Annotated in this window: 18 protein-coding genes and 1 pseudogene; 8 read left to right on the plus strand and 11 right to left on the minus strand. The window is 67.5% G+C overall.

Annotated features, from left to right (window positions below; all coding sequences use genetic code 11):
- On the minus strand, positions 1-747 hold a 747-nt coding region (locus tag MFF06_RS04600; RefSeq protein WP_238201842.1), incomplete at its 3' end, for an SDR family NAD(P)-dependent oxidoreductase.
- A 209-nt stretch (positions 748-956) separates the two neighbouring features.
- Here MFF06_RS04600 and MFF06_RS04605 point away from each other — a divergent pair.
- From MFF06_RS04605 to MFF06_RS04630, 6 genes are all read left to right on the plus strand, one after another.
- Positions 957-1,853 carry a LysR substrate-binding domain-containing protein gene (locus MFF06_RS04605; RefSeq protein ID WP_238201843.1) on the plus strand — a complete coding sequence of 299 codons (897 nt, stop codon included), beginning with the start codon at positions 957-959 and terminating at the stop codon, positions 1,851-1,853.
- A 146-nt stretch (positions 1,854-1,999) separates the two neighbouring features.
- Complete coding sequence (locus MFF06_RS04610) at positions 2,000-2,953, plus strand: LysR substrate-binding domain-containing protein (protein ID WP_238201844.1); 954 nt, start codon at positions 2,000-2,002, stop codon at positions 2,951-2,953.
- Between the two features lie 320 nt (positions 2,954-3,273).
- The gene (locus tag MFF06_RS04615; protein WP_238201845.1) at positions 3,274-4,449 is read left to right on the plus strand and encodes a CaiB/BaiF CoA transferase family protein; all 1,176 of its coding nucleotides are present in this window, start codon (positions 3,274-3,276) and stop codon (positions 4,447-4,449) included.
- Positions 4,450-4,451: 2 nt separating this feature from the next.
- Complete coding sequence (locus MFF06_RS04620; RefSeq protein WP_238201846.1) at positions 4,452-5,327, plus strand: HpcH/HpaI aldolase/citrate lyase family protein; 876 nt, start codon at positions 4,452-4,454, stop codon at positions 5,325-5,327.
- On the plus strand, positions 5,324-6,433 hold the full coding sequence (locus MFF06_RS04625) for a zinc-binding dehydrogenase (RefSeq protein ID WP_238201847.1): 1,110 nt from the start codon (positions 5,324-5,326) through the stop codon (positions 6,431-6,433). The genes MFF06_RS04620 and MFF06_RS04625 overlap by 4 nt, the downstream gene beginning before the upstream one ends.
- 337 nt (positions 6,434-6,770) lie before the next feature.
- Entirely contained in the window at positions 6,771-7,796 is a 1,026-nt protein-coding gene (locus MFF06_RS04630; protein WP_238201909.1) for a TRAP transporter substrate-binding protein, read from the plus strand.
- Between the two features lie 183 nt (positions 7,797-7,979).
- Here MFF06_RS04630 and MFF06_RS04635 read toward each other — a convergent pair whose 3' ends face one another.
- The gene (locus MFF06_RS04635) at positions 7,980-9,296 is read right to left on the minus strand and encodes a carotenoid oxygenase family protein (RefSeq protein ID WP_238201848.1); all 1,317 of its coding nucleotides are present in this window, start codon (positions 9,294-9,296) and stop codon (positions 7,980-7,982) included.
- Positions 9,297-9,599: 303 nt separating this feature from the next.
- Entirely contained in the window at positions 9,600-9,854 is a 255-nt protein-coding gene (locus MFF06_RS04640; protein WP_238201849.1) for a hypothetical protein, read from the minus strand.
- A gap of 138 nt (positions 9,855-9,992) precedes the next feature.
- On the opposite strand from MFF06_RS04640, the gene MFF06_RS04645 reads away from it, so the two are divergent.
- Positions 9,993-10,601 (plus strand): PAS domain-containing protein, encoded by a 609-nt coding sequence (locus MFF06_RS04645; protein ID WP_238201850.1) that lies wholly within the window; start codon positions 9,993-9,995, stop codon positions 10,599-10,601.
- A 143-nt stretch (positions 10,602-10,744) separates the two neighbouring features.
- On the opposite strand, the pseudogene MFF06_RS04650 reads toward MFF06_RS04645, so the two are convergent.
- Positions 10,745-10,923, minus strand: a pseudogene (locus MFF06_RS04650) (IS3 family transposase); the annotation flags it as partial.
- Positions 10,924-11,622: 699 nt separating this feature from the next.
- Between MFF06_RS04650 and MFF06_RS04655 the strand changes: the two are divergent.
- The gene (locus MFF06_RS04655; RefSeq protein WP_238201851.1) at positions 11,623-13,296 is read left to right on the plus strand and encodes a methyl-accepting chemotaxis protein; all 1,674 of its coding nucleotides are present in this window, start codon (positions 11,623-11,625) and stop codon (positions 13,294-13,296) included.
- Positions 13,297-13,705: 409 nt separating this feature from the next.
- Here MFF06_RS04655 and MFF06_RS04660 read toward each other — a convergent pair whose 3' ends face one another.
- The 7 genes from MFF06_RS04660 to MFF06_RS04690 all read right to left on the minus strand — a co-directional run bounded on the left by MFF06_RS04660 (position 13,706) and on the right by MFF06_RS04690 (position 24,836).
- Positions 13,706-16,876, minus strand: coding sequence for an autotransporter family protein (locus MFF06_RS04660; protein ID WP_238201852.1), 3,171 nt, complete (start codon positions 16,874-16,876; stop codon positions 13,706-13,708).
- A gap of 753 nt (positions 16,877-17,629) precedes the next feature.
- Complete coding sequence (locus tag MFF06_RS04665; RefSeq protein ID WP_238201853.1) at positions 17,630-20,773, minus strand: multidrug efflux RND transporter permease subunit; 3,144 nt, start codon at positions 20,771-20,773, stop codon at positions 17,630-17,632.
- A gap of 20 nt (positions 20,774-20,793) precedes the next feature.
- Complete coding sequence (locus MFF06_RS04670; protein ID WP_238201854.1) at positions 20,794-21,972, minus strand: efflux RND transporter periplasmic adaptor subunit; 1,179 nt, start codon at positions 21,970-21,972, stop codon at positions 20,794-20,796.
- Positions 21,973-21,982: 10 nt separating this feature from the next.
- Positions 21,983-22,426, minus strand: a complete 444-nt coding sequence (locus tag MFF06_RS04675) for a hypothetical protein (protein WP_238201855.1) — start codon at positions 22,424-22,426, stop codon at positions 21,983-21,985.
- Positions 22,427-22,548: 122 nt separating this feature from the next.
- On the minus strand, positions 22,549-22,737 hold the full coding sequence (locus MFF06_RS04680) for a hypothetical protein (protein WP_238201856.1): 189 nt from the start codon (positions 22,735-22,737) through the stop codon (positions 22,549-22,551).
- Positions 22,738-22,833: 96 nt separating this feature from the next.
- Positions 22,834-24,165, minus strand: a complete 1,332-nt coding sequence (locus tag MFF06_RS04685; RefSeq protein WP_238201857.1) for a sensor histidine kinase — start codon at positions 24,163-24,165, stop codon at positions 22,834-22,836.
- Complete coding sequence (locus MFF06_RS04690; protein WP_238201858.1) at positions 24,165-24,836, minus strand: response regulator transcription factor; 672 nt, start codon at positions 24,834-24,836, stop codon at positions 24,165-24,167. The genes MFF06_RS04685 and MFF06_RS04690 overlap by 1 nt, the downstream gene beginning before the upstream one ends.
- Positions 24,837-24,941: the final 105 nt, after the last annotated feature.

Here is a 24,941-nt window from a genome sequence, read left to right on the forward strand (position 1 = left end):
AAAGCCGCCCTGTTCCTCGTCTCCGACGAGGAACAGGGCGGCTTTCGCGATGTCCCAGGCGGTGCCCATCTTGCCCGTGGGGCAGGCGGCGTCGCGCGCCCGGACCATCTCGTCGGCGTCGGCGTACTGCTCGGAGATCTGCTGGTGGATCAGGGGGGTGTTCATCAGCCCCGGCATGATCGCGTTCACGCGGATGCCCTCCTTCGCGTATTGGAGGGCGAGCCCCATGGTGAAGCTGTTCACGGCCGCCTTCGCCGCGTGGTAGGCGGGATAGGGGTAGCCCATGAACCGGACCGCCGCGATCGAGGACAGGTTCACGATCGCCCCCGAGCGGCGGGACAGCATGTGCGGCAGCACGTGCTTGCAGGTGAGGAAACAGCCTTTGACGTTGAGGTCGAAGGTCCGGTTCCAGCCCTCCTCGTCCATCTCGATGGGCCCGCCCATCGTCGCGTAGCCCACATTATTGTGCAGGATGTCGATGCGGCCGTGCTCGGCGATTACCTGCTCCACCAAGGCCTCGATGTCGCCGGAGCGGGTGACGTCGCAGGCCGCGGCCTCAGCCCGATTGCCCTCGCCGCCGATGATCGTCGCCGTCTCGCGCGCCGCCGCCTCGTTCACGTCGACGCAGACGACGGTGGCGCCCTCGCGGGCGAACAGGGTCGCTGCGGCCTTGCCGTTCCCCCAGCCCGGCCCGACCGAACCGGCGCCGAAGACGATGGCGATCTTGTTCTGGAGGCGCTGGCCCATGTCCCCACCCTGCGTGTCCCGCGCCCCGGTATTCCGGGCGGCGCAGTCGTCGGAGCGATCCGCGATAGCATTATTATGCAGACACTATGCGCGGATTGTCGGGACTGGAACTTGAGTTCGACGCAGGGAACCGTGAAGAAAACTCACAGGGACGCCGCGGAGCCCCGCAGTGGCCCGTCGCCGGGGACAGTCCTGCGAGGGGAAGCGCCGTGTCTCATCCGCGACTGCCGCTGAACGCCTTGCGCGCCTTCGAGGCGACGGCCCGCCTCGGCAGCATGAGCGCGGCGGCGACCGAGCTCGGCGTGACCCACGGGGCGATCAGCCGGCATGTGCGCGGGCTGGAGGCTCAGTTCGGCCTGCCCCTTCTGGAGCGCGGTCCCCGCGCGGTCGCGCCGACCCGCGAAGGGGCGCGGCTGGCCGACGAGCTTGGGGAGGCCTTCGCGCGGATGCATCTGGCCGTCTCGCAGTTGCAGCCCGGCCCCCTCACCCTGTCCTGTTCGGCCACGGTGATGATGCGTTGGCTGATCCCCCGGCTCGAAGGGTTCAAGCGAGCGAACCCGGCTATCGATCTGCGGCTCAACATCAGCTACGGCAACGTCGACTTCATTCGCGACGAGATCAGCGTCGCGATCCGCAACAGCATGTACCACCCGCCGCCGAACGCGGTGGCCGAGACCGTGATCCGGGAAGAGATCGGACCGGTCTGCCACCCGGACTATGCGGCCCGCCACGGGATCGCGACGATCGACGATCTCGCCAGGGCACGGATCCTCGGCTGCGCGACGCGCCTGGGGGGCTGGTCCGAGTGGACGGATGCGGTCGGGCGGCGGACCTTAGGGATCACGCCGCACGAGGTCTTCGGCCATTTCTACCTCGTGATCCAGGCGGCCGCCTGCGGCCTGGGCTTCGCCCTGGCCCCGCGCCTGCTCGTGGCCGACGAGATTCGGGCCGGCCATCTGGTGGCTCCCCTCGGCTTCGCGATGGGACCGCACAGTCTCCAACTGTGGATCGCGGACCACCTGCGGACCCGGGCCGATCTGCGCAGCGTTGTCGCGTGGCTGCGCAGCGAGCTGAGTGGCGGCCAACCCGGTTCGACCGTTCAATAGCAGCCCGTTTCCGGCCGGGCGTTGCCACGCGCTCCAAGGATTGCACGGAGCATACGCGATAGAGCTTCGTCCACACCCGTGACATTGCGAGGTCGACACCGCGGCAGCGGGTCTTGCGTCCCCGCTTTCCTGTATGAGAACACGACATGCATCGTCACAAAGCAGGCGGGTATACTCCGACGTTGAAGCAAATTCGCTTCTTCGTCGCCGCCGTCGACTGGGGCAGCCTGTCCCGTGCGGCCTCTCACCTGAATGTCGCCCAGCCCGCCCTCAGTCAGCAGATCGCCCAACTCGAAGGCGGGCTGGGTGGCGAACTGCTCAGCAGAACCACGCGAGGCGTTCATCCGACCGAAGCCGGCGATCGCTTCTACCGTCACGCCCGCGCCATCCTTCGGCAAGTGGAAAGCGCCGTTGCCGACATCACCGGCCCCACTCACATCATCGGCCGTGTCGCGATCGGATTGCCGACGAGCGTCGCCACGGTCCTGTCGTTTCCGCTTTTGAGTTCCATCTTGAATGAATACCCGGGAATTCGACCGGAGTTATTTGAGAGTTTATCTGGATATCTGCATGAGCTTGTCGTTCGTCACCGGCTGGAGCTGGCGATACTCTACAAAGACAAATCCAGCCAGGGGCTGATCGCACGCCCCGTCCTCAACGAAGATCTCTATCTGGTGGCGAAGAGGGGATCGTTGTCGGGCACCACGATCCGGATGGAGGACGTCTCGACCATTCCGCTGGTGCTCCCGAGTCCGACCCATACACTCCGAACGATGGTCGAGGCCGCGTTCGCGCAGGAGGGCCGTGCCCTCACCGTGATAGCGGATGTCGATAGCCTGCCCACGATGCGGAAGGTCGCCGCGTCCGGCCTGGCAGCCACCATCCTGCCCATCTCGTCCTTGTCGGGGTTCGACGACGCGCAGCGGCCGGACGCGGCCCGCATCGTGGAACCGGCGATCTCCCGCACGCTCGCCCTGTGCTCGGCGGCCAACCAACCCTTCGTCGGGCCGACGTCCCTCGTCGCCGATCTCACGATTTCCGAGATGCGCCGGCTGGTGCAGAGCGGTGCCTGGGGAGGGGCGGCGCTCATCGACCCATAAGAATTCTCGATAGCGGCCTCGTGAAATCCTTCTCGTTCTCGTGAGCTGACTCGGCCAGGATGGTCCAAAGCGGTTTCGGTTCGATCCGGTTCGCCTGTTCGACCGTCTTTGCGAGCGAAGCGAAGCCTTCCAGGGATCCGCCACGTTCGGGGATGTCCCGCAGCCCTGGATTGCTTCGCTGACACTCGCGAAAGTCGGGGCCGGCCTATGATCCGGGTTTCTCCGAAAACGCTCCAGCCGACGAACAAGACTTTCCGGGAGGGGGGAATGGCTCACGCGTTACGTCCGCGGATCGGCGCCGGAGCTGCGGGGCGCTTTTCATGAGCACGACGTCTTCGATGGAGGCGGTCGGTCCGCTCGCCGGGATCCGCGTCCTCGATCTCTCCCGCCTCGTCGCCGGAAACATGCTCAGCCTCCAGCTGGCCGATTTCGGTGCCGAGGTCATCAAGCTGGAGCCGGACCGGGGCGATCCCCTCCGCCACTGGCAGGAGAGCGGGATCCCCGCCTGGTGGAAGGTCTACAGCCGCAACAAGCGCTCGATCCGGCTCGATCTGAAGAGCGCCGAGGGCAAGGCGACCTTGCGGCGGCTGGTGCCGACGGCCCAGGTCCTCATCGAAGGCTTCCGGCCCGGCGTGATGGAGGCGGCGGGCTTCGCGCCCGACGTGTTGCTCGGCCTTAACCCCAAGCTCGTCATGGTGCGCATCAGCGGCTTCGGGCAGACGGGCCCCTATGCTCAGCGCCCGGGCTTCGGCTCGCTGATCGAGGCCATGAGCGGCTTCGCTGCAAAGAACGGCTTCGCCGACAAGCCGCCGGCCCTGCCGAACCTCGCCCTCGCCGACATGGTGGCGGGCCTGTCGGGCGCCTTCGCCACGCTGGCGGCGCTGCGGGTCGCGGAGCGGCCGGAGGGCCTCGGTCAGGTCGTCGACCTGTCGCTGCTCGAGCCGCTGCACGCCACGCTGGGCCCTGACGCCGCCATTCATCGGCTGACGGGCCGCTCGCCGTCCCGCATCGGCAACCGCGTGAGCATCACGGCGCCCCGCAACGTCTACCGGACCCGCGACGGCGAGTGGGTCGCGTTGTCGGCCTCGACCCAGGACATGGCGGCACGCCTGTTCGACGCCATCGGCCGGGGCGACATGATCCACGATCCCCGCTTCGCCACGAACTCCGCCCGCCTCGACAACGTCGACGAGGTGGACGCGATCGTGGGCGGCTTCATCGCCGAGCGCGATCTCGCCGAGAACCTGGCGTATTTCGAGAGAGCGGAGGTGACGGTCGGTCCGGTCTACGATCCGGCGGGCTTCGCCCTCGATCCGCACGTGCGCGGGCGTGGCGTGCTCGTGGAGGTCGAGGATCCGGACCACGGTGCGATCCCGATGCACGCCCCGTTCCCGCGCCTGTCGCGCACGCCCGGACGGATCCGGCGCCCCGCGCCGACGCTGGGACAGGACGAGGCGGAGATCGACGCCGAATGCGCGCGGGAGAGCGTGCCGTGAGGATGCGCACCCTTCTCTTCGCACCGGCCGATGCCCCTCGAAAGGTCGAGAAGGCGATTCTGTCCGGCGCCGACGGCGTCATCCTCGACCTTGAGGACAGCGTTGCGCCCGCGGGCAAGGCGGCCGCGCGCGAGGCGGCCACGGCGACCCTGCGCCTTCATCCCGATCGACTCGTGGTTCGGATCAACCCGCGGGGCACCCCGTGGTACCTCGACGACCTCGCGGCCATCGTCCCCGCGCGGCCGGCCGCGATCCTGCTGCCGAAATGCTCCGGGCCGGCGGACCTGCTGGCATTGTCGGAACAGATCGACGTTCTCGAAGCCGTCGGCGGGGTTCCGGCCGGTCGCGTTGCCGTGCTCCTGCTCGCCACCGAGACCGCCGCGTCCCTCGGCAGCATGGCCTATGCGGGCGTATCCCCGCGCCTGCGCGCCCTGTGCTTCGGCGCGGAGGACCTGTCGGCCGATTTCGGCATCGAGCCGCGCCGAGAGGGGACGTTCGCGACCCCGCTCGCGGCGGCGCGCACCCGGGTGCTGATCGCGGCGACCGCCGCCGGGGTGGCCGCGCTCGACACGCCGTTTCCCGATCCCCGCGATCCGGCGGGCCTCGCGGCCGAGGCGGCGGCCAGCGCCGCGGATGGCTTTTCGGGCAAGCTCTGCATCCATCCCGCTCAGCTCGATGCGGTGCGCGCCGCCTTCACGCCGTCGCCCGAGCGCATCGACTGGGCGAGGACGGTGGTCCGGCTCCTGGAGGGGAACGGCGCCGGGGTCGCGACCCTCGACGGCAAGATGATCGACATCGCGCACCTGAAGCTCGCGCACCGGGTGCTCGCCAGGGCCACCGATATGGCACACCCGACCGGTCGAGGAGTCGACCCATGATGCGTCTTCCCAGCAGCAGCCGCGCCGCCGTGGTGCGCGCGTTCAAGGCTCCGGTCTGCATCGAGGAGGTGCCGATCCCGAAGGAGCTGGAGCCCGGCACCATCCTGACCCGGATCGAGACGTGCTCGATCTGCGGCACCGATGTTCACCTGTGGCAGGGCTCGCTCGCGCTCAAGGTCGATCTGCCCGTCATCATCGGGCATGAAATGGTCGGGCGTATCGTCGCCATGGGGTCCGGGACGGATCGCGACTCCGTCGGCCAATCGCTGCGCGTCGGCGACCGCATCACCTGGACCCATACGGCCTGCGGGCGATGCTACTTCTGCACGGTCGCGCGGGAGCCGACCCTCTGCCAGTACAGCCGCAAGTACATGTACGAGCGGATGGACGTCGCACCCTATCTCCTCGGCGGGTTCTCCGAATACGGCTACGTGCTGCCGGATTCCGGGCGGGTGAAAGTGCCCGACTCCGTGCCGAACGAACTGGCCAGCATGGCAAGCTGTGCCTTCCGTTCGGTGATGAATGCCTTCGACGTGCTCGGGCGCATCGATCCGACCGACACCGTGGTGGTGCAGGGAGCGGGGCCCCTCGGGCTGCTGGCCACCGCCGTCGCCAAAATCTCGGGCGCGCGCCGGGTCGTCACCCTCGGCGCCCCCGATCCACGGCTCGCCCTCGCCCGGGAGTTCGGCGCCGACGAGGTGCTCTCGATCGAACGGACGACGCACGAGGAACGCCTCGATCACGTCCGCGCCCTCACGGACGGGCGCGGCGCGGACGTGGTGATGGAGTTCACCGGGCATCCGGGCGCCTTCGGCGAGGGGCTCGATCTCGCCCGTCGGGGCGCGAGCTACGTCGTCGTCGGACAGCTCGGCCAGGGCACGACGACGATCAAGCCCTCGACCCTCGTCAGCAAGAATCTCCGTGTGCTCGGATCGTTCTCCGGCCAGGCCAAGGCGTATTGGAAGGCCCTCGAATTCGTCGCGAAGCATCAGCACGAGGTGCCTTTCGCGCGCATGGTCTCCAATCGCTACAAGCTCGAGGATGTCGATACGGCACTGAACCGGATGAAGAACTTCGAAGAGATCAAGCCGATCATCGAATTCTAGTGCTCCGACGCAGTCGCTCCGTTCACGCGCCCGAGCACCAGACCTTTCATTTGCATCGATTTTCCCAGACTCGGCTGACGCCTCCGTCTGGATCGATGCACGAGGCTTTCATCGCCTGCGACTGCGGGCCCGGGAGGAGGGACGGCATGAGATTCCCCGGGCTCGGCCGGGAGAGCGGGCGGGCGGCGGTCCGTGACGATCTCGAGACCGGGGGCGTGTGCATGTCCACCGCGACGGAGGTGCCCGCCACCCCCTCCGTCCATCCGCTCACCAACGGTCAACAGAGCGCCGGAGAACGGCGCCGCGGCCACCCGAAGAAGCCTCTGGAGGAAACCCCATGTCGCGTGCTCCCCTCTCGCGCCGCGCCCTCGTGGCCGGCACGGTCGGTGCCGGCCTGATCGGTGCCGTCTCTCCGCTGAAATACGCCCGCGCGGCGGAATTCGTCTTCAAGCTCGGCACCGACGTGCCCGTTACCCATCCGCTCAACGTTCACGCACAGAAGGCCGCGGATGCGATCAGGGAACAGACGAACGGGCGCGTCGAGCTTCGGATCTTCGCGAACAACCAGCTCGGCGGGCAGAGCGACATGCTCTCGCAGCTGCGCTCCGGGGCGCTCGAATGCTTCGCCCTCTCGGGTGTGAACGTGCTCTCCACGATCATCCCCACCGCGTCGATCTACGGCCTCGGCTTCGCCTTCTCGGATTATCCTGCGGTCTGGCGCGCCATGGACGGCGCATTGGGCAAGCATCTGCGCTCCCAGATCGAGGCCGGCGGTTTCGCCGTCCTGGAGAGGATTTGGGACAACGGCTTTCGTCAAGTCACCACCAGCGTACGGCCGATCACCGAGCCGAAAGACTTGCAGGGCCTGAAGATCCGCGTTCCCATCAGCGCCCTGTGGACGTCCCTGTTCCGGTCGCTCGGGGCCGCACCGGCCAGCCTGAATTTCTCGGAAGTCTATTCGGCGTTGCAGACGAAGGTGGTGGATGCGCAGGAAAACCCGCTCGTCACCATTAAGGCCGCGAAGATCTTCGAGGTACAAAAATACTGCTCGATGACGAACCACATGTGGGATGGATGGTGGTTCCTGATCAATCGCCGCGCCTGGGCGCGGATACCGGCGGATTTGCAGGAGATCTTCGCCAAGAACGTCAATGCGGCCTGCTTGAACGAGCGCAAGGAGGTGGAGCGTCTGAATGCCGGGTTGCGCGAGGACCTGACGAGCCAGGGCCTGATCTTCAACGATGTCGATCCGGCGCCATTCAAGGAGGAGCTGCGCAAGAGCGGCTTCTATCAGGAGTGGCGCAAGAAGTTCGGCGACGAGGCGATGGGCCTGCTGGAGGCCGCGACCGGTAAGCTCGGCTGAGTCCTGGGGGGTCTCGCGCGCGATCCTCAGGCCCGGCTCGCTCTGGCGAAGCGCACCGGCGAACGCCTCACCGGAGGCAAGGGGCGAACCGCCGGGCGTCGCCGCTCGGAGCAAGCTCCCTCTCCCCCGGCTGTGCCCGTCGGACTGGAGAGGTGGCCGGCCGGGCCGGCGGAGTGCCCGCTCTCAGGCGTCAGGGATCCAGGTGCCGTGGAAGCCCTGCGGCACCCGCCGCGGCAGATGCACCCGTGCCACGGGCGCGGCCGCCACGTCCGACGCCGCGAGGATCACGAGGTCGCTCGCCCCGCGAACCCGGTCGTAGACGAAGCCCATCAGCCAGCCCTCGCCCGAGGCGCCGGGCACGTGGGCGAACTCGCTCGGGATGCCGCGGGCGAAGACATGCGTCGCGTCCCGGCCGCGCACGAGGTCGTAGCGCACCAGCGCCCCGTCGGCGGACGCATCCCCGCTCGGCCCGGCCCCCGTCTGCACGGCGTAGAGCGCGCCGTGCGCCAGCCCCGTGCGCCGCTCGTCGATGCGCGGGAACTCGATCGCGCGGTCATCCAAGTCCGACTCCCGCGCGCGGTCCGCGCCGGGGCCGATACGCCAGCGCCGCAGCCGCGCTTGCTCGAAGTGCGACGCGGAGGGGCCGCCCCGCCACAGTTCGGGGTACCACGCCACGTCCAGCACCAGCGTCCCGTCCGCCTCCTCGTAGGCGTTGCCGACATGGAAGACGTAGCCCGGCTCGACCGCGACCCAGCGCAGGGCCTCGGCTCCCGCGCCCCGCGGCAGCACGCCGAGGCGGGGCGCGTGCGTGTCGCTCCAGGCGAAGGGCATCGTGCCGCGCAGCGCCATGCCCAGGTCGAAGACGACCGGCAGGTCCATGAACACGACGTGTCCGCGCGTGAGAGCGAAGTCGTGCATCATCACCGGTGCAGGCAGCGGCAGGGCCACGCTGCGCACCAGCGCGCCCGCGGCATCGGCGACGTGGTAGGTCAGGAACGGCGGCCGCGGACTGTAGCCGAAGAAGTGCAGTTCACCCGTCTCGGGGCAGATCTTCGGGTGGGCGGTGAACGGCGTCGTCAGGCGCCCGCCGAAATCCTCGTAGCCCAGCGTCTCGAGTTCGGGACCGATGCGCATCGGCAGGGCGTTCTCGACGAGCGCGAAGGTGCGCCCGGCATGGGCCACGACGCTGGTGTTCGCCACGCTGCCGCGCAGGTCGAGCGGATTGCCGGAGGCGCGGCCCTCGAAACGCGGGGTGCGCACCCAGCGGTTCCGGTACCAGTCGGCCCGGCCATCGCGGAGCGCGACACCGTGGATCATGCCGTCGCCGAGGAACCAGTGACCGGAATGCCCATCGCGCGGGTTGGCGCCGTTGCGGGCGTAGACGCCGGAGAACTCGGGCGGGATCGCGCCCTCGACCTCCAGCGTGACGCTCGTGATCTCCTCTTGGACGGGGGCGAAGTTGCCGTCGAGCCAGTAAGGTGTCGCCTCGACCTCGGGCATGGGCATCTCCGTGCGCTGATCGATGTGCCGTCCGCAGCCGGCTGCATGGACGGCATGCCTCGACGCGGAGCCGAACGGACGTCTCGATCGACGGCGCGAACCGTTCTGCGGCTGGCCGGTGCCGAGGCGCGCGCAACCCCATCGTTGCTGGCTAGGGACATGGGGCCGGACGCCGACCTGTCGAGCGGCCGAAAGGACGGTTCGAACACCACGGAGATCGCTCGCCCGATGCCCGCTTTCGCGCAGCGAGGGGCTCCCGACTTGCCGCCGATCGCTCCGCCGGGCCCGGCGAACCGGTCCTCCTCACGATGGCAGGTCGTCGGCAAGCGCCTTCACCGACTCGACGAAGTCGCGTCGGGCGGCGGGAGTGACGGTTTGCAGATAGGATCGGACGAGGGAGAGCAACGCGTCATCCCTGATCTTGCTGGTCCCGTCCACCTGCGCCTTACCGTCGGCGGCCGGGTCGAAGTGCGACACCGGAAGTCCCAACGCGTCGGCAATGCGCGCGAGCGATGCGTTCCGGCGCGCCTCCATGGGATGGCTCACATCGTCAGGCACGGAGGGTCTATCTGCCAAGTTTTATCCCCCCGGTCGCCGACCGAAGCAGCGCTGCTGTGGCGCTTCTGTTTGTTGCTGATGATGACAGTAGCGACTTTTTGAGTGACATTAAATCAAGTGAGCTTGAGGGAGCGACCGGTGGGGCAACGACTGGATCAGTCAGTCAACGCGATCAATGGCTTCAGCGGACCGCTGGACCGCTTGCGCGCAGCCCTCGACGCATCCTGCGTGGTTGGCACATGGGACTGGGATATCGTCAAGGGAGGGATGGTCTACGACGCAGGGGCGGCACAGTTGCTGACCGGCGATGCCTCCCACGCCGATAGGGAGATCTTCGGCGTCGAATCCATTTCCGCCGTGCATCCGGCCGATCATGAATGGCTGATCGAGCATGTACAGCAGGCCCTGCGGCGCGGTGGTTTGATGCTGGCCGAGTATCGCGTTCTCGCAAACGACGGCACCGTGCGCTGGCTGCTGAGCCGTGGACGCATCTACCAAAACTCGCTCGGGCACCCCATCCGCTCACGGGGCATCATCATCGATATCACCGAGATGCAGGGAACTGGCGAGCGCTACGTCCTCAGCAGCGCATTGATGCCGGAGGACCCTCTCGATCGGGCGGCCGATACCGTCATCGCCCTCAAGCGGTCGCTCGCGGATGCCGCGCCACCCGAGGTCTGCGTGGCGGTCGATCTGCTTCTTCTAAGCCTTGGCCGGGCTATCGCGCAAAGCGGCGGCAGCCACTGAACCCCGCCACACCGTGAAGACTGCTGGCCGAAAAACCGGCAGGCCTGAACAGATCGCCGTTCCGGCCTTCGACGTCAGAAGCAGAGTGATCACCCCGACGCCGGGGCGATCGACGGGAAAGCAATCGGTTCGAGGCGCGACGATAGTCGCATGACCTGATCATCCTTCAAGCCACCGTACTCAGGACGCCACCGGTCGTACGTGACCTCGGCCACTCAATGGATCGGATTGCTTCAGCAACCTTCCGACCCTGCGAGACCGGAACGTCAACTTGGCGCAGCTTGGCGACAATCTCTTCGGCCGTACGCTTCTTCCGTCCCATGATGAGATCCGCCACATGGCTCAAAGCCATATCGCAGGGAGGACCACTTTTCAGCGACCAGGCCAGATCAGACGCCGTTCTCGCCGTCTGGTCTCGATTTTTCTCTTCCGAAATTGCCGCGGGGCTGGAGACTGGTTCGTAGGTTCCGCAGACACGAGAGTTCGTAACTACGGAGCGTGCGTTGCATCTCTTCCTGCGGACCGAGTTCGCTGGGGTTATGGGCTCCGCAACTCTAGCCGGAGTCTCATGAGCGTCAACGGTTTTGGACATCGCTGACGCTGCCTTCGATGAGGCGCAGCACGCTGGCGAGGGAGCCCAACCCTTGATCACGCACACTGCCGAGTTTGATGTCTCACCCGAGGCGGACGGCCTCCTATCGACCTAAATCGGTCGACGGGGACCGTAAGCGCAGGTTCTTCTAAGCGGTCGCTCTGATGGCATGCCAAAATCACGCGCCGCACACGGCGCAACAGACTTTAAGTTGAACTCAGTTTTTCAATTCGCCTATAGATTGAAAAACCGCGGAAACTCGAATCCGAGATCACAAAATAGAGATTTTTTTCGCAAAATTCGTCAAAATATGCAATCTCTATATCAGATCTTAAAGATCATTATCATAAATTTCGACCCATGTGCTGAGGGCCACTTCGGCATGAAGAATCATCATTTTAAAACAAAATTGCTAGAGGTATTCCTTCAATGAAAGTGACGGTCAAACTACGGCTTGTCGTCTTGCTTGGTATTTTGGGATTGCTTCTTGTTGCAACCGCAGCGTTAGGGAATTTCGCCCTTCATTGGAGCCATTCGAGCATCAAGACGATGTTCGATGACAGGGTTGTCTGTCTTCGACAATTTAGCGTCATCCGCGATGCCTATGATAACTTGATCGACGTCTCGCGCATGCTCGGCAGCAAGCAAATCGAGCCGGTCCAGGCTAAAGACAAGATCGAGCGCGATTTGTCTAAGCTCCACATCGAGTGGTCTGCTTATTTGGCGACCTACCTGACTCCGGAAGAGGAAGTGCTCGCCAAGGAGCTGCAGGGGCGCATCGATCAAAACGACGCGGCCGCCGCCGAGATTCTCAAGCGCATCGCCGCCGGTGCTGCCTCGGATTTCGAGGCCACGCATGCGGACCTCCTGAAGAGCATGAAGGACACCAACGCGACTCTCAGCAAGCTGACCGCGTTGCAGGTTCGAGAGGCCGAGGCGGAATACCGTCGTTCCGAGACGATTTCCGGCTGGTCGCGCCTTGCGCTTCTGGCTGCGCTCGCTCTCGCCGCACTCAGCATCGCCTACGGCGTCTACGTGATTGTCGTGCAAGTCGCCCGCCCGCTCGGCAGCCTCGTCGGTGTGCTTCAGCGGATGGCCCGCGGCGACGTTAATGCCGAGATCCGCGAGGCTGCCCGCGGCGACGAGATCGGTGCCGTCGGCAAGGCGGTCGAGGGCATCAAGGCCATGGTCGCGCAGAAGGCGGCCGAGCAGACCGAGATCAAGCGCATCGCCGACGAGGCAGCCGCGGCCGAGCGCAAGCGCACCATGGTGGAACTGGCCGACGGCTTCGAGCGCACGGTCGGCGGGATCGTCGGCATGGTCTCCTCGTCAGCCACGGAGCTCCAGGCCACCGCGCAGCAGATGACCGCCACCGCCCAGGAGACCGCCGCGCAGTCCGCTGCCGTGGCCGTCGCTGCTGAGGAGGCATCGACCAATGTCAACACGGTCGCGGCTGCGGCCGAGGAACTCGGCTCTTCCGTGCAAGAGATCGGCCGGCAGGTGCAGGGGTCGGCTAGCCTTGCGCATCTCGCGGTGAGCGAGGCCGATCAGACAGGCATTCGCGTGCAGGAACTCAACACCGCGGTCATGCGTATCGGCGACGTCGTCGGGCTGATCGCGAACATCGCCGGGCAGACAAATCTGCTGGCGCTCAATGCCACCATCGAGGCGGCCCGGGCCGGTGCGGCCGGCAAGGGCTTCGCGGTGGTCGCATCCGAGGTCAAGGCGCTGGCCGAGCAAACTGCCAAGGCGACGCACGAGATTTCGGGCCAGATCGCGCAGATCCAGGCCTCAACCGGGCAGGCGGTGACGGCGATCGGCGGGATTATGGGCCGCATCCGGGAGATCAATAGCATTGCAACCGCGATCGCGGCGGCTGTCGAGCAGCAGGGTGCGGCGACCCAGGAGATCGTGCGCAACGTCGCGCAGGCATCGACCGGCACGAACGAGGTAACAGGCAATATCGCCGGTGTGGCGCATGCATCGGAGGAGACGGGGATCGCGGCCGGACAGGTCCTGTCGGCGGCCTCCGAGCTCTCGCGCCAGTCGGAACATCTGGGAGGGGAAGTCGCGCGCTTCCTGTCCACAGTCCGGGCGGCCTAGTGCAGTGACGCACTCACGTCGTTCATGCGTGTCTGCACGCGCTCATTGTTCTTGCATCAATTTTTCCAGTCTCGGCTGACGCCTCCGACTGGATCGATGCGCTAGCCATCGAGCAAAGCGGAATTTTACTCGACACCGAAACAATGCGTGTCCGTTTTCCGAGCCTTTGGATTGGAAGGCGGGCAGGCCAAATTCCACCCACCTCGGACGCTACCGGATCTGCTCTATTCGGCCCTCGCGAGAAGCTCGCTATCTTCAAAAACCTCACTGTCCACAACGCCACCAAGACTCTGATCGCACGCAACTGGCCGCTCATGCATCACGGCGACGAGATGGACCGCTGGCCGACTGCTGATGGGGCCGCCCGGCGGGTGGCGGCCCCATCAGCAGAAGATCGATGTAGGCCGGATCAGAACCGATACGTGAAGTTTCCCTTCACCGCCTGGTCTTGTGCTCTGGAGCCGGTCTGGCCCGTATAGGCCACGCCGAAGGTCGCGTTCGGGGTGACCCGCAGGTCGAGACCGACCTCCGCCACCACAGCGTCTCGGTCGATCGGCACACCGGCCGACAGGAACGCCGGGCCGGTCCCGAAGGACAGGAGCGCCTTCGGCACCACATCGCCGAAGGCTCGGCGGTATCCGACCAGTGCGTGGGCTGAGAGCGGCAAGCCGGTGCCGAAGTCGAAGGCCGTCTGGCCGCGCATGCCCACCGTCAGGGCGCCGAGATCGTAGCCGCGGGCAAACCCGCGCAGGGCCGCGACGCCGCCGGTCTCGGCGAAGCCGTCCCGGTGGATGCCGACATACGCGCCGCCTACGAAGGGCTCGATGTAGGTCGCGCTTGGCTGCACCGGCTGTACCGCCGCACCCTTCGAGACCAGCGCCACCCGGGCGGGCTGGCCAACGAAGATCTTGTACCCGATCTCACCGAAGCCCTGCACCGTGTAGCCGCCGTAGCGGCCGGTGGGGGTATCGGCCACGCCGGGGAAGATCACCGTGCGGCGGGTGTGCAACGACTCGTCCGCGTAGACTGCGCCCAGGCGCAGGGACACCGGCCCCAGCTCGTAGCCGCCGTAGATGCCGCCGAACCCGCTCGTCACACGAGCCGACTCGAACCGGCCTGTCGTGTCGAGGGTGTTCTCGGTGTAGCCGCCGACCACGCCGAGCTTTATGCCGCTCGGCAGGCGCACGTCGAGGCCCGCCGCGAAGCCGGCAAGCGTCCGGTCGAGCCCGAACGCGTTGCCGCCGCTGCTGGCGCTACCGAAGGCGCCGAAGCCCTGGCCCCAGATTCCAACCACGGTGGGGTCGAGGGTCTGCATCGGCACACTCGCCACCGGCGGCCGGCGACCGGGCAAGTCGGCGGTGTAAGCGGCGGGTAAGGTGCCGAAGCTCAGGCCGTCCGCCGCGCCGGGGGTGGTGCCCCAGCGCAGCCGGTCGAGGATCGCCTCGCGAACGAAGAACGCCGTCCCGTAGGACGAGGAGACCGTCGAGCCATGGATGTCGCCGGCCAGGACGCGGAAGGCGCCCTGCGCCTCCGGCGTGGTCAGACCAACGGTGGCGCCGTAGATGGCGCTACTCGGCCCGCCCGACTGGATCGCGTTGGCGACGGAGGCGCCGTTGCGGGTCGTGGCGACGGAGGCGAAGGCCACGTCGTTGCGGGTGAGCGTCAGGTCGACCTCGGTCGGCTGATAGCGCAGGGTCGGGGTGAGGAAGGCGAAGTTGGAGGTGACGCCGGCGAACTGGCCGGTGACTCCGCCGGTGGCGTTGAGGATCGTATACTGGGTGCGCGGGTTGTAGGTGCCGTTCTGCGCCAGCACCTGCACCGTGCCGCCGGCCAGTGTCGCGGTGCCGGAGATCGCGAGCCGGTCCGACTGACCCGCCGCGTTGGCCTCGACCTGATAGACCGAGCCCGCCGCGAAGGAGGCGTTGCCGGCCACGGTCAGTGTGCCAATGGAATTGCCTGGCGCCACCGTGCCGCCGGATAGCGCGGCGAGCCCGCCCACCGTGCCGGTGCCGCCGAGGAGACCGCCTCCGTTGACGATGACTGTGCCGCCGATCGTGCCGTTGGCGTAAAGGGCGCCGCCGTTGCCGATGCTGGCGCCGGTGGTGAGCCGGTCGGTCGGATCCATCGCCAACGTGCCGGTGACGTTCCCGAAGTACCCTGCCGCCGAGTAGAGATCGAGGCGCGCCCAGTAGCTCAGCGCGGTGCCGTAGAAGGCGGCGAGCGCGTTGCCCTCGGTGTTCACGATGATCTGGTTGATCGTCCTCGTGGAGAGTTGGCCGTAGAGGCCGCCGTTCGGCGCGATGGACTTCGCCGCGCTGGTGCTGCCGCCGTAGAGCGGAGCGAGAAGGATCGAGGCATCGGGCCCGCCGACCGGCGCCTGTTCGCGAGGCGCCTGCGCGAAGGTTAGAATCGGCAGGCCGTAGGTGAGGCGCGATTGATAGAGCGCCTGATTGGCGTTGGAGGGGAGGTAGGGGTTGTTTGTCGTGTTCGCCGTGCCGGTGGCGCAGGCGGCGACGGTGTTACCGCATTGAGCCGAGAGGTAGGTCTGCAACTCACCCTGCGCCGCCGTGAAAAGACGCGGCATGTTGATCGCCGTGCCGGTCGTCGTCGCGTTGTTGATGTAGGCGGGATTCGTGAACGCTTGCGCGAGGTCGTAAGCCGAGAAGGCGCGCGATGCGATGATGTCGAGCGGGTAATGCACGCCAAGCACGATGCGGCTGTTGCCGTAGTCGGACGCCCGCAGCAGCATGTTCTGATACTGCTGCGGCACCAGCATCGCCAGCAGGTAGCCGTCCGTATAGGCGTATTGCGTGTGCCCGCTCGGGAAGGACGGGTTGGTGGCGATACCGTTCAGCGCTGTCGGATCGAATACGTTGTACTGGCTCTGCGCCACCTGGATCGGCCGCGACGAACCATAGACGTCCTGGCCGGGTTGCGTGTTGCGCACACCGTAGGCGAGGTCGAGCACGCTATCGAACCGGTTGGGCAGCATACCTGTGGAACCGGCCGCGCCGGCCGGCGAACCGGCAGGGATCGTGTAAGGGCCGGTCGGCAGGGTGTAACCGGCGGGCGCCACCGCCGGGATCGGGACATAGCCGGCGGGCGTCGTGCTCGGGTTCGTGGCGGCGCCATTGGCGAAGTAATTTTTTGCGACGCCGAGATCGGAGCTAAACACGCTATAGGCTTGGTTCAGAAGGTTGAACGTCGCCGTCAAAGGGCCTGCATTGGCGTTACTCGCGCGGATACCGGTCTGGTAGATCGCACCGAGCTGTGGACCGAGGCCGCCCACCGGCTGGAGCGGGCTCAGGCCGCCTGCGCTCTGTGGCGCTTGCGCCGGGAGCCCGCCCGCGAGGTTGTCCGCCGGGCCGAGATTGATCCGCGTCCCATTGGCGAGCGTGATCGTGGTGGTAAAGGCCGCGCTGCCGGGCAGGGCCTTGTCGCTAATCGCCTTCTGCTGATCCGCCAGCGAGGCGCTCTGGTTCTGGGCAACGGCCTGCGAAAGGTTGAGCTGAAGGGTCTGCTGGCCCACCTGCGTCGCGTTCAGCCCTAAGAAAGGGCTCAGCAGGTTGAGAACGTTCACGTTCGACGGCGTGGTATTGACCGTCTGCGCTTGCGCAGCTTGCGTGCCAAAGGCAGCAAGGGTGAGCGCAGCAAGTGAAACACTCTGCTTGAAGTCCATGACTGTCCCCATCCGGCTAGTCCCCGGCGGCGGAACCTTTAACGATTTTTTAAGATATACTCTTCGTCATAATCCAGTCACAATGTATTTGTCTATATGTATGTTACTTTGACGCAACAGTAGGATTATTTGAGTCGGCTAATTGATTAGGGAAGAATAGGCAAAACCACGTTGGATCGGTCTCATTTTGATGAAGGTGTCGCCGCGTCCGACGTTGAGCGGGGCGCATTGGTGCCAGTGCTCTAGAACTTCGCCACCGAGCGTTCCGTGTTCACAGCACTTTGGCCGGAAAGCCGACGCGGCAGCCCGAGCGTGGATGCTTTCCTAGCTTTTCTGGATGCTGTGTTCCCATCACCGACACCTTAGGATAAGCTGCTCGAAAGTCCGGCGGGGGTTTGAACGGTCCTTATGGCGATGTCTGCTTGTGGCCATCCGCTGACCGAGAGCTGACGGGCGGGAAACCACCCACCCCGGTCATTCAAAAGACAATCATGCGGGACTGGATCTGGCCGAAAGCTGCCGGTCCGCTTCGGAGAGGGGCCGCCGCAAAACCGGACCGCCTCCTATCGACCGCACTCAGTCGTTCAACCGCTTCTTAGTGGTTCCCGTAAGCGGACCTATGCTCCGCCGCTATCCTGGCGATGTTGATGACCTTCAGGGCACTGGAATGCCGTGTCGGACGGAAGCGACCTCCGGCTGGCCGGTTGCCGCAGAACCGAAGACCCGCGCGATAAGGACGTAAAAGAGCGGCGTGACGAAGACCGCGAGCACCGTCGCCGTCACCATGCCGCCGAGCACACCCGTCCCGATGGCCCTCTGGCTGTTCATGCTGGCCCCGGTCGCGACGGCGAGCGGTACGACGCCGAGGATAAAGGCGAACGACGTCATGACGATGGGGCGGAATCGCAGTTCGCACGCCTGCAGCGCCGCATCGTGCAGGGACCGGCCCTGCGCCACGAGGTCTTTCGCCACCTCGATGATGAGGATGGCGTTCTTCGCCGTCAGCCCGATCACCGTGATCAGGCCGACCTTGAAGTAGACGTCGTTCGGCATGTCCCGCAGCAGCATCGCGAAGACCGCGCCGACCACGCCGGTTGGCACCACGAGCAGCACGGCGAGCGGGATCGACCAGCTCTCGTAGAGCGCCGCTAGGCACAGGAAGACGCAGAACAGCGACAGCGCGAGCAAGTAGACCGCTTGGCTGCCCGACAGCTTCTCCTGCAGCGACTGCCCGGTCCAGGCGAAGTCGAAGCCTGCCGGCAACTGCCCCGCCAGGCGCTCCATCTCCGCCATGGCGTCGCCGCTGGCGTAGCCGGGCGCCGCGCTGCCGGAGATCTTGATGCTCGGGTAGCCGTTGAAGCCCACGACCTGCGACGGGCCCATCGTCCATTGCACCCGGGCGAAGGACTGGAGCGGGACCATCTGCCCCTTGGCGTTACGGACATTCAGGTGCAGCAGATCCTCGGCCTTCATCCGCCGGGCTGCCTCGGCCTGGACGATCACCCGCTGCATCCGCGACTGGTTCGGGAAGTCGTTGACATAGGCCGAACCCAGGCTCGTCGAGAGGGCGTCGTTGATATCTGCGAAGGTCACGCCGAGCGCGTTCGCCTTCTGCCGGTCGAGGACGAGCTCGATCTGCGGCGCGGTCGGCAGGCCCTCGACGTAGACGCCCCGCAGGACCGGGCTCCGGCTCGCAGCCTTCAGGAGCTGGTCGCGCGCGGCCGCCAGCGCCGCCTGGCCCTGCTGGCCCTTGTCCTGCAGGCGAAAGGCGAAGCCGCTGGAATTGCCGAGCGAGTCGATGGCCGGCGGCGAGAGCGACATGGCGATGGCGTCGGGCAGGCCGCCGAAGGCGGCGTTGGCGCGGGCGGAGATGGCATCCGCGCTATCGTGCGGCCCGCGCTCGCCCCAGGGCTTCAGCCCGACAAAGTTGAGGGCCGCGTTCTGGCCCTGGCCGGAGAAGCCGAACCCGAGCAGCAGGGTCTGGCTGTCGATGCCGGGCTCACGCGCGAAGTGCTCCTCGATCCTCTTGGCCACGTCGAGGGTGCGCCCGGTAGCCGATTCCGGTGGAGTCTGCGCGTCGACGATGACGTAGCCCTGGTCCTCGATGGGCAGGAAGCTTCCCGGCATGTGCACGTAGCCCCACCCGAGGGCGGCGACGAGCAGACCGTAGACGAGGAGCGCCCGCACCGGCCGGCGCAGCAGGCCCGCGACGCCGGAGCGATAAGCCAGCGTGCCGGCGCGGAAGCGGCGGTTGAACCAGCCGAAGAACCCACCCTTGGCGTGGCCATGCCCGGCCTCGACGGGCTTGAGCAAAGTGGCGCACAAGGCCGGCGTCAGAGACAGCGCCAGGAAGGCCGAGAAGGCGATCGAGGTCGCCATGCTGACCGCGAACTGGCGGTAGATCACGCCGACCGAGCCGGGGAAGAAGGCGAGCGGCACGAACACGGCGACCAGCACCGAGGTGATGCCGACGATGGCGCCGGTGATCTGGCCCATGGCCTTGGCCGTCGCCTGCCGCGGCGGCAGACCCTCCTCGCCCATGATGCGCTCGACGTTCTCGACCACGACGATGGCGTCGTCGACGAGGATGCCGATGGCCAGCACCATGCCGAACATCGTCAGCACGTTGATCGAGAAGCCAGCGAGCAGGAGCGCCCCACAAGTCCCGAGCAGCGCCACCGGCACGACGATGGTGGGGATCAGGGTGTAGCGGACGTTCTGGAGGAACAGGAACATCACCGCGAAGACCAGCGCCATGGCCTCAGCGAGCGTCACCAGCACCTTCTTGATCGAGACTTCGACGAAGGGGGTGGTGTCGTAGGGGATCGTCACTCGAACGTTGGCGGGCAGCGTGCGCTGGAGCTGGGCGAGCTTCGCCTTGACACCGTTGGCCGCGGCGAGCGCATTGCCGCCCGGTGCCAACTGGATGCCGATGCCGGCGGCGGGACGCCCGTCGAGGCGGGTCTGCATCGCGTAGGACTGACCGCCGAGCTCGATCTCGGCGACATCGCGCAGGCGCACCAGCGAACCGTCGGGATTGGCGCGGAGCACGATCTCCCCGAACTCGGCGACGGTGGAGAGCTGACCCTTCACCAGCACGTTGGCGGCGATGCGTTGGCCTTCCGCCGCGGGCTGCGCGCCAACGGTCCCCGAGGCCACCTGCGCGTTCTGTGCGCTCACGGCGGCGGTGACGTCGCCCGGCGTCATCCCGAACCCGACGAGCTTGACCGGGTCGATCCAGATGCGCAGCGCCTTCTCGGAAGAGAAGAGCGTCGCCCGGCCGACGCCCGGAACGCGCCGCAACTCGCCGAGCAGGCGACGGGCGGCGATGTCGCCGAGGTCGGTCTCGCTGAGGGAGCCGTCCTTCGAGGAAACGGTGACGAACTGGAGGAAGCTGGTGCTGGCTTCCTCGACGATCACGCCCTGCTGGATCACCGCCCGGGGCAGGCGCGCCTCGATGCGCTTGATCCGGTTCTGGACCGCCACGGTCGCCTTCGCCGGGTCCGAGCCCGGCGCGAAGGAGGCCGTGATCTGCGCCGTGCCCGAGGTGTCGCTGGTGCTCTCGAAGTACATCAGCCCCGGGATGCCGTTCAGTTCCTCCTCGATGATGCGGGTGACGCCGTCGTAGAGCCGCTCCGGCGGGGAGCCCGGGTAGGTCGCCGTCACCTGGATCGTGACGGGGGCGACGTCCGGGTACTGCGAGACCGGCAGGTACGCGATGGAGATCGCCCCCACCAGAGAGATGAAGATCGAGATCGCCCAGGCGAAGATCGGGCGTGCGATGAAGAAGCGGCTCATGGCGGTCGGTCCCGGCGCGGTCAGGGCTTCTCGGAGGCAGCGGCGGTCCGGGCGCCGTGCCAGGGCATCGGATTCACCGCCATGCCGGGTTGGATGCGCTGGAAACCCTCGACCACCACGGTCTCCCCGGCCTTCAGCCCGTCCTCGACGATCCAACCCGCATCGGTCAGCGCCCCCGCCCGCACTGGGCGCAGGGCGGCCGTCCTGTCCTCGCCGACCACGAAGACCTGCGCGACCCCGGCGCTGCTCCTCTGGATGGCCTGGGCCGGGACGACGACCGCGCCCGGCAAGATCCCCTGCGCGACGCGAACGCGGACGTAGGTGCCGGGCAGCAACGCGACCTTCGGGTTGGGGAACTTCGCCCGCAGGGACACCTGTCCCGTGCCGGGGTCGACGCTCACGTCGGTGAACAGGAGCCGCCCGGCGTCGGCGTGGAGCGAGCCGTCCGGCAGGACGAGGCGCACCTCCGCCCCCTCGGTCCCGCTTGCGGCGATGCTGACCGACTCGGCGGCGGGGGCGTTGAAGTCGGCGAAGATCGGGTCGACCTGCTGGATCAGGGCGAGCTTCGTCGCCTCGCCCTGGCCCACGAGGGCGCCCTCCGTGACCATGGCCCGGCCGATGCGGCCGGCGATGGGCGCGCGGACCGTCGCGTAGTCGAGGTCGATCCGGGCTCGGGCGAGCTGCGCCTTCGCGCTCGCGACATCCGCCTCGGCCTGCCGCAGGGCCGCCGTCGTGATGTCGTTCTGGGCATTGCTGGCCGCCTGGCGCTCCAGCAGCGTCTCGGTGCGCTCCGATTGCCTCAGCGCCTGCACCCGCGCCGCCTCGGCCCGGTCGAGCGCGGCGGACTTGGCATCGACCTCGGCCCGGTACACGGCGGAGTCGATGCGGAACAGGACGTCGCCCTTGCTGACGAGGCCGCCTTCCTCGAAGGCGCGCTCCCGGACGATGCCGGCGACCTGCGCCCGCACCTCAGCGACCCGCGTCGAGGCCAGGCGCCCCGGCAGGTCGAGGGTACGCGGCACCGTCGCCGCCTCGACGACGGCCGTCGAGACCGTGGGCGGCCCCGCGTCCGCTTCCTGCGCGGCCTTACCGTCGACGCCCCGTTCACATCCGGCCAGGGCGAGGATGACCAAGCCGACCGCGACCGGTTGCGAGCGACGGGCCCGCCCGCGCAGGGAGGGTGGAATCGGGCGCGACATCACGGACGCATCACCAGCATAGGGCATGACTTATCCAGGCGGACGGCTTGCAGGAGAGGGACGGCCCGCCCGTCTGAGCGGCGATACCGCCCCGGCAGGTCCGCACCGTCGTCACGTCGAAGGACATGCCCGTCGTGCGACCGGCTTCCCGGCAGATGCGGTCGGTGGCCAGCCCGCAATCCAGGGACGCCCCGTTGTCCACGCTCGGGCAACGGGCCTTCGCGAACACGAGGACCGGCCCGAACGACGGCGCTTCTAACAGGGCGGCGCCGAGGGACGCGACGGCCTCCGACCAGGATCGCTCAAGCGCGGCCAGCGGACCGTCGTCGGTGCGCGTCTGCGGCACCCCCGGGATCACGGGGGCCGCCGCCGCGGCGATGGACACCTCCAACCCCAGCACCGCGGCGAGGCAGCATGTCATGGTCGAGCGGGCGCTCGAACTCGGAAACCGCATCTCGAAAATCTCGTCGGGCCGGGCCAAGCCCCGGACGCCCGGTTCTCCGGGCGGCAGTCGGCAACGGCAGCCCCCTGTCTTCGTGGACCCGTGCCCTGGGAACGGGTGGGGGACCTGGGACCTCAATCGTCCCGGTCGTCGTGGAAGCCGAACGGCTCGAACGGGGGCTCGTACTCGTACATGACGAACCGGCGGCGATAGCCTCGGTCGCACTCGGGCGGCCCGTACTCGTTGCCGTCGTCGTAGGCCGGCTGCGCCCGTGCTGAGGACGCGGCGAGCGCGGCCGCGAGGATTAAGGCTTTGTTGCGCATGGGGTCACCTCGGCTCCCGGGAGGGAAGGTCGGGCCGATCCTAGCGGCCGAGGTTGCCGCAACATTACGCCCGGCGGGGTCGGTCGAGGGCGATGGTCAGGCCGCCGCGCCCGGGAACGTGAGGGAAACCGTCAGGCCGCCGCCGGGGGTCTCGTCCATCGCGACGCTTCCCCCGTGCATGGCCATCACCTGCGCGACCAGGGCGAGCCCGAGCCCCGTGCCGTCGCTCGCCTGCCCCCGCGCGAACGGCTGGAGCATCTCCGTCCGGGCGCCGTCCCCGACCCCTTCGCCGTGGTCGATCACGAGAACGGTCCCGGGGGGACGCACCTCGACCAGGACGGACTTTCCGGAACGGGCGTGCTGCAGGGCGTTGCGCAGGAGGTTGCCCACGGCAATGCGGGCGGCGGTTTCCGAACCGGTGACGAAGACGGCGTCGCCTTCCCCGGAGAAGGCGATGTCGACGTGGGCGGCGAGCGCGGAGGGAACATGCTCCGCGGTCGTGGCGCGGACCGCCGCCACGAGGTCGAACCGGCGCATCTCCGGACCGTCCGAGGACAGCCGCGCGATCTGGAGCAGCATCGTGACGGTCGACGACAAGGACTGGATGTCGGCCACGAGCAGCCTGCGCAGGTGAGGGTCGTCCACCCGCTCCAGGCCGGTCCGGACCCGGGTCAGCGGGGTTCGCAGCTCGTGGGCCGCGTTCGACAGGAACCGACGTTGCGCGGCCGAGGCCACCTCGATGCGCTCCAGGGCGCGGTTGAAGGCGGCCACCATCGGGACGAGTTCCCGGGGCGCCTCTCCCAGCGGCAGTCGAACGCCGTGTGATCCGCCGTCGATGCGCTCCGCCGATTGCGAGACCCGGCGCACGGGCCGGGCGATCAGGGCGGGAACGGTGATGAGCGCGACCAGGATGGTCGCGACGACCACGGCGAGGATGGGGATCGCCGTGTAGTTCACGTCGCGCAGGCTGCTCAGGGCGGCCTGCGCGGGGGTGTAGGCGGCGCCGCCGACCCGAATCCGTACGAATTCCCCTCCGAGCCGCGTCACCACTGTCGCGTTGGTCAGGCGCATGGCATCGCCGCTGTCCGAGAAGGCCGATGCATCGGGTGCCGCCGTGTCGCCATCCCGGACCGATGCCGGCACAGCGCCGCGATGCGTCGTCCCTCCCTTCGTCGTCACGACGTACCAGAGGTCGGGGAAGGTCCGCTCGATCCCCTCGAGCTCACTCGTCGGCGACACGACCGGCGCCCCGCCCGCGTCGCGCGAGAGCGACGCCTTGATCGCCCTCGCCGCGTCGTATTGGGCGAGGAGGCCGTCATCGCCCTGCAGGGCGATGACCAGGGTCCAGGTGCACAGGATGGTGGCGGCGACGACGAGGCTGAGCAGGACCGCGGCGAGACGGGCGATGGAAGGCTGCCGGCGCGGCATCACCCGGCCTCCAGCACGTAGCCCAGGCCCCGGAGCGGCTTGATCGCCACGGAACAGTCGGCGGCCCGCAATCGCTTCCGCAGGCGCGAGATGTGGGCGTCGATGGCGTTGGACTGGATCTCGTCGTCGAAGCCGTAGGCCGCGGCTTCCAGGGTTTCACGCATGGTGACCTGTCCGGCACGGCGGATAAGAGCTTCGAGCAGCGCGAGCTCCCGGCGCGGGACCGGGACGGGATGCCCCTCGATGCTGACCGACCTTGCGGCCGTGTCGAAGGACAGGTTGCCGATCCTCAGCACGCCCTTCCGGTCGACCTGGAGCCGACGGATCACGGCCCTGGCGCGGGCGACGAGTTCGACCGGCTCGAAGGGCTTCGGCACGTAATCGTCGGCCCCGGCGTCGAGCGCCCGCGCGATCTCTACGGGATCGTCGAACGCCGTCAGCATCAGCACCCCCGGCCGTGGCCTGAGTTGCGCCAGCCGCGCGATCAGCGTGATACCGTCGCCGTCGGGCAGCCTACGGTCTAGGACGACCAGATCGAACGGCTGGACGCTGACGGCCGCCAGCGCCTCGTCGAGGTTGTCGACGACGTCGGCGTGCCCGAGAGCCTCCGAGAGCGTGGCCTTGAGCCACGCGCCCAGCTGGGGGTCATCCTCTACGACCAAGACGCGCAAGACGGTGGGACCTCCGAGAAGTGATGGCAGCGAGCCGGGATGGCGAACCGGCAGCCGATGAGCGAACGCCCATCCCGACAGGCCAGGTCCGCTTGATCCGGGTCA

This window comes from Methylobacterium aerolatum, from assembly GCF_022179085.1.
Lineage (GTDB): Bacteria > Pseudomonadota > Alphaproteobacteria > Rhizobiales > Beijerinckiaceae > Methylobacterium > Methylobacterium aerolatum.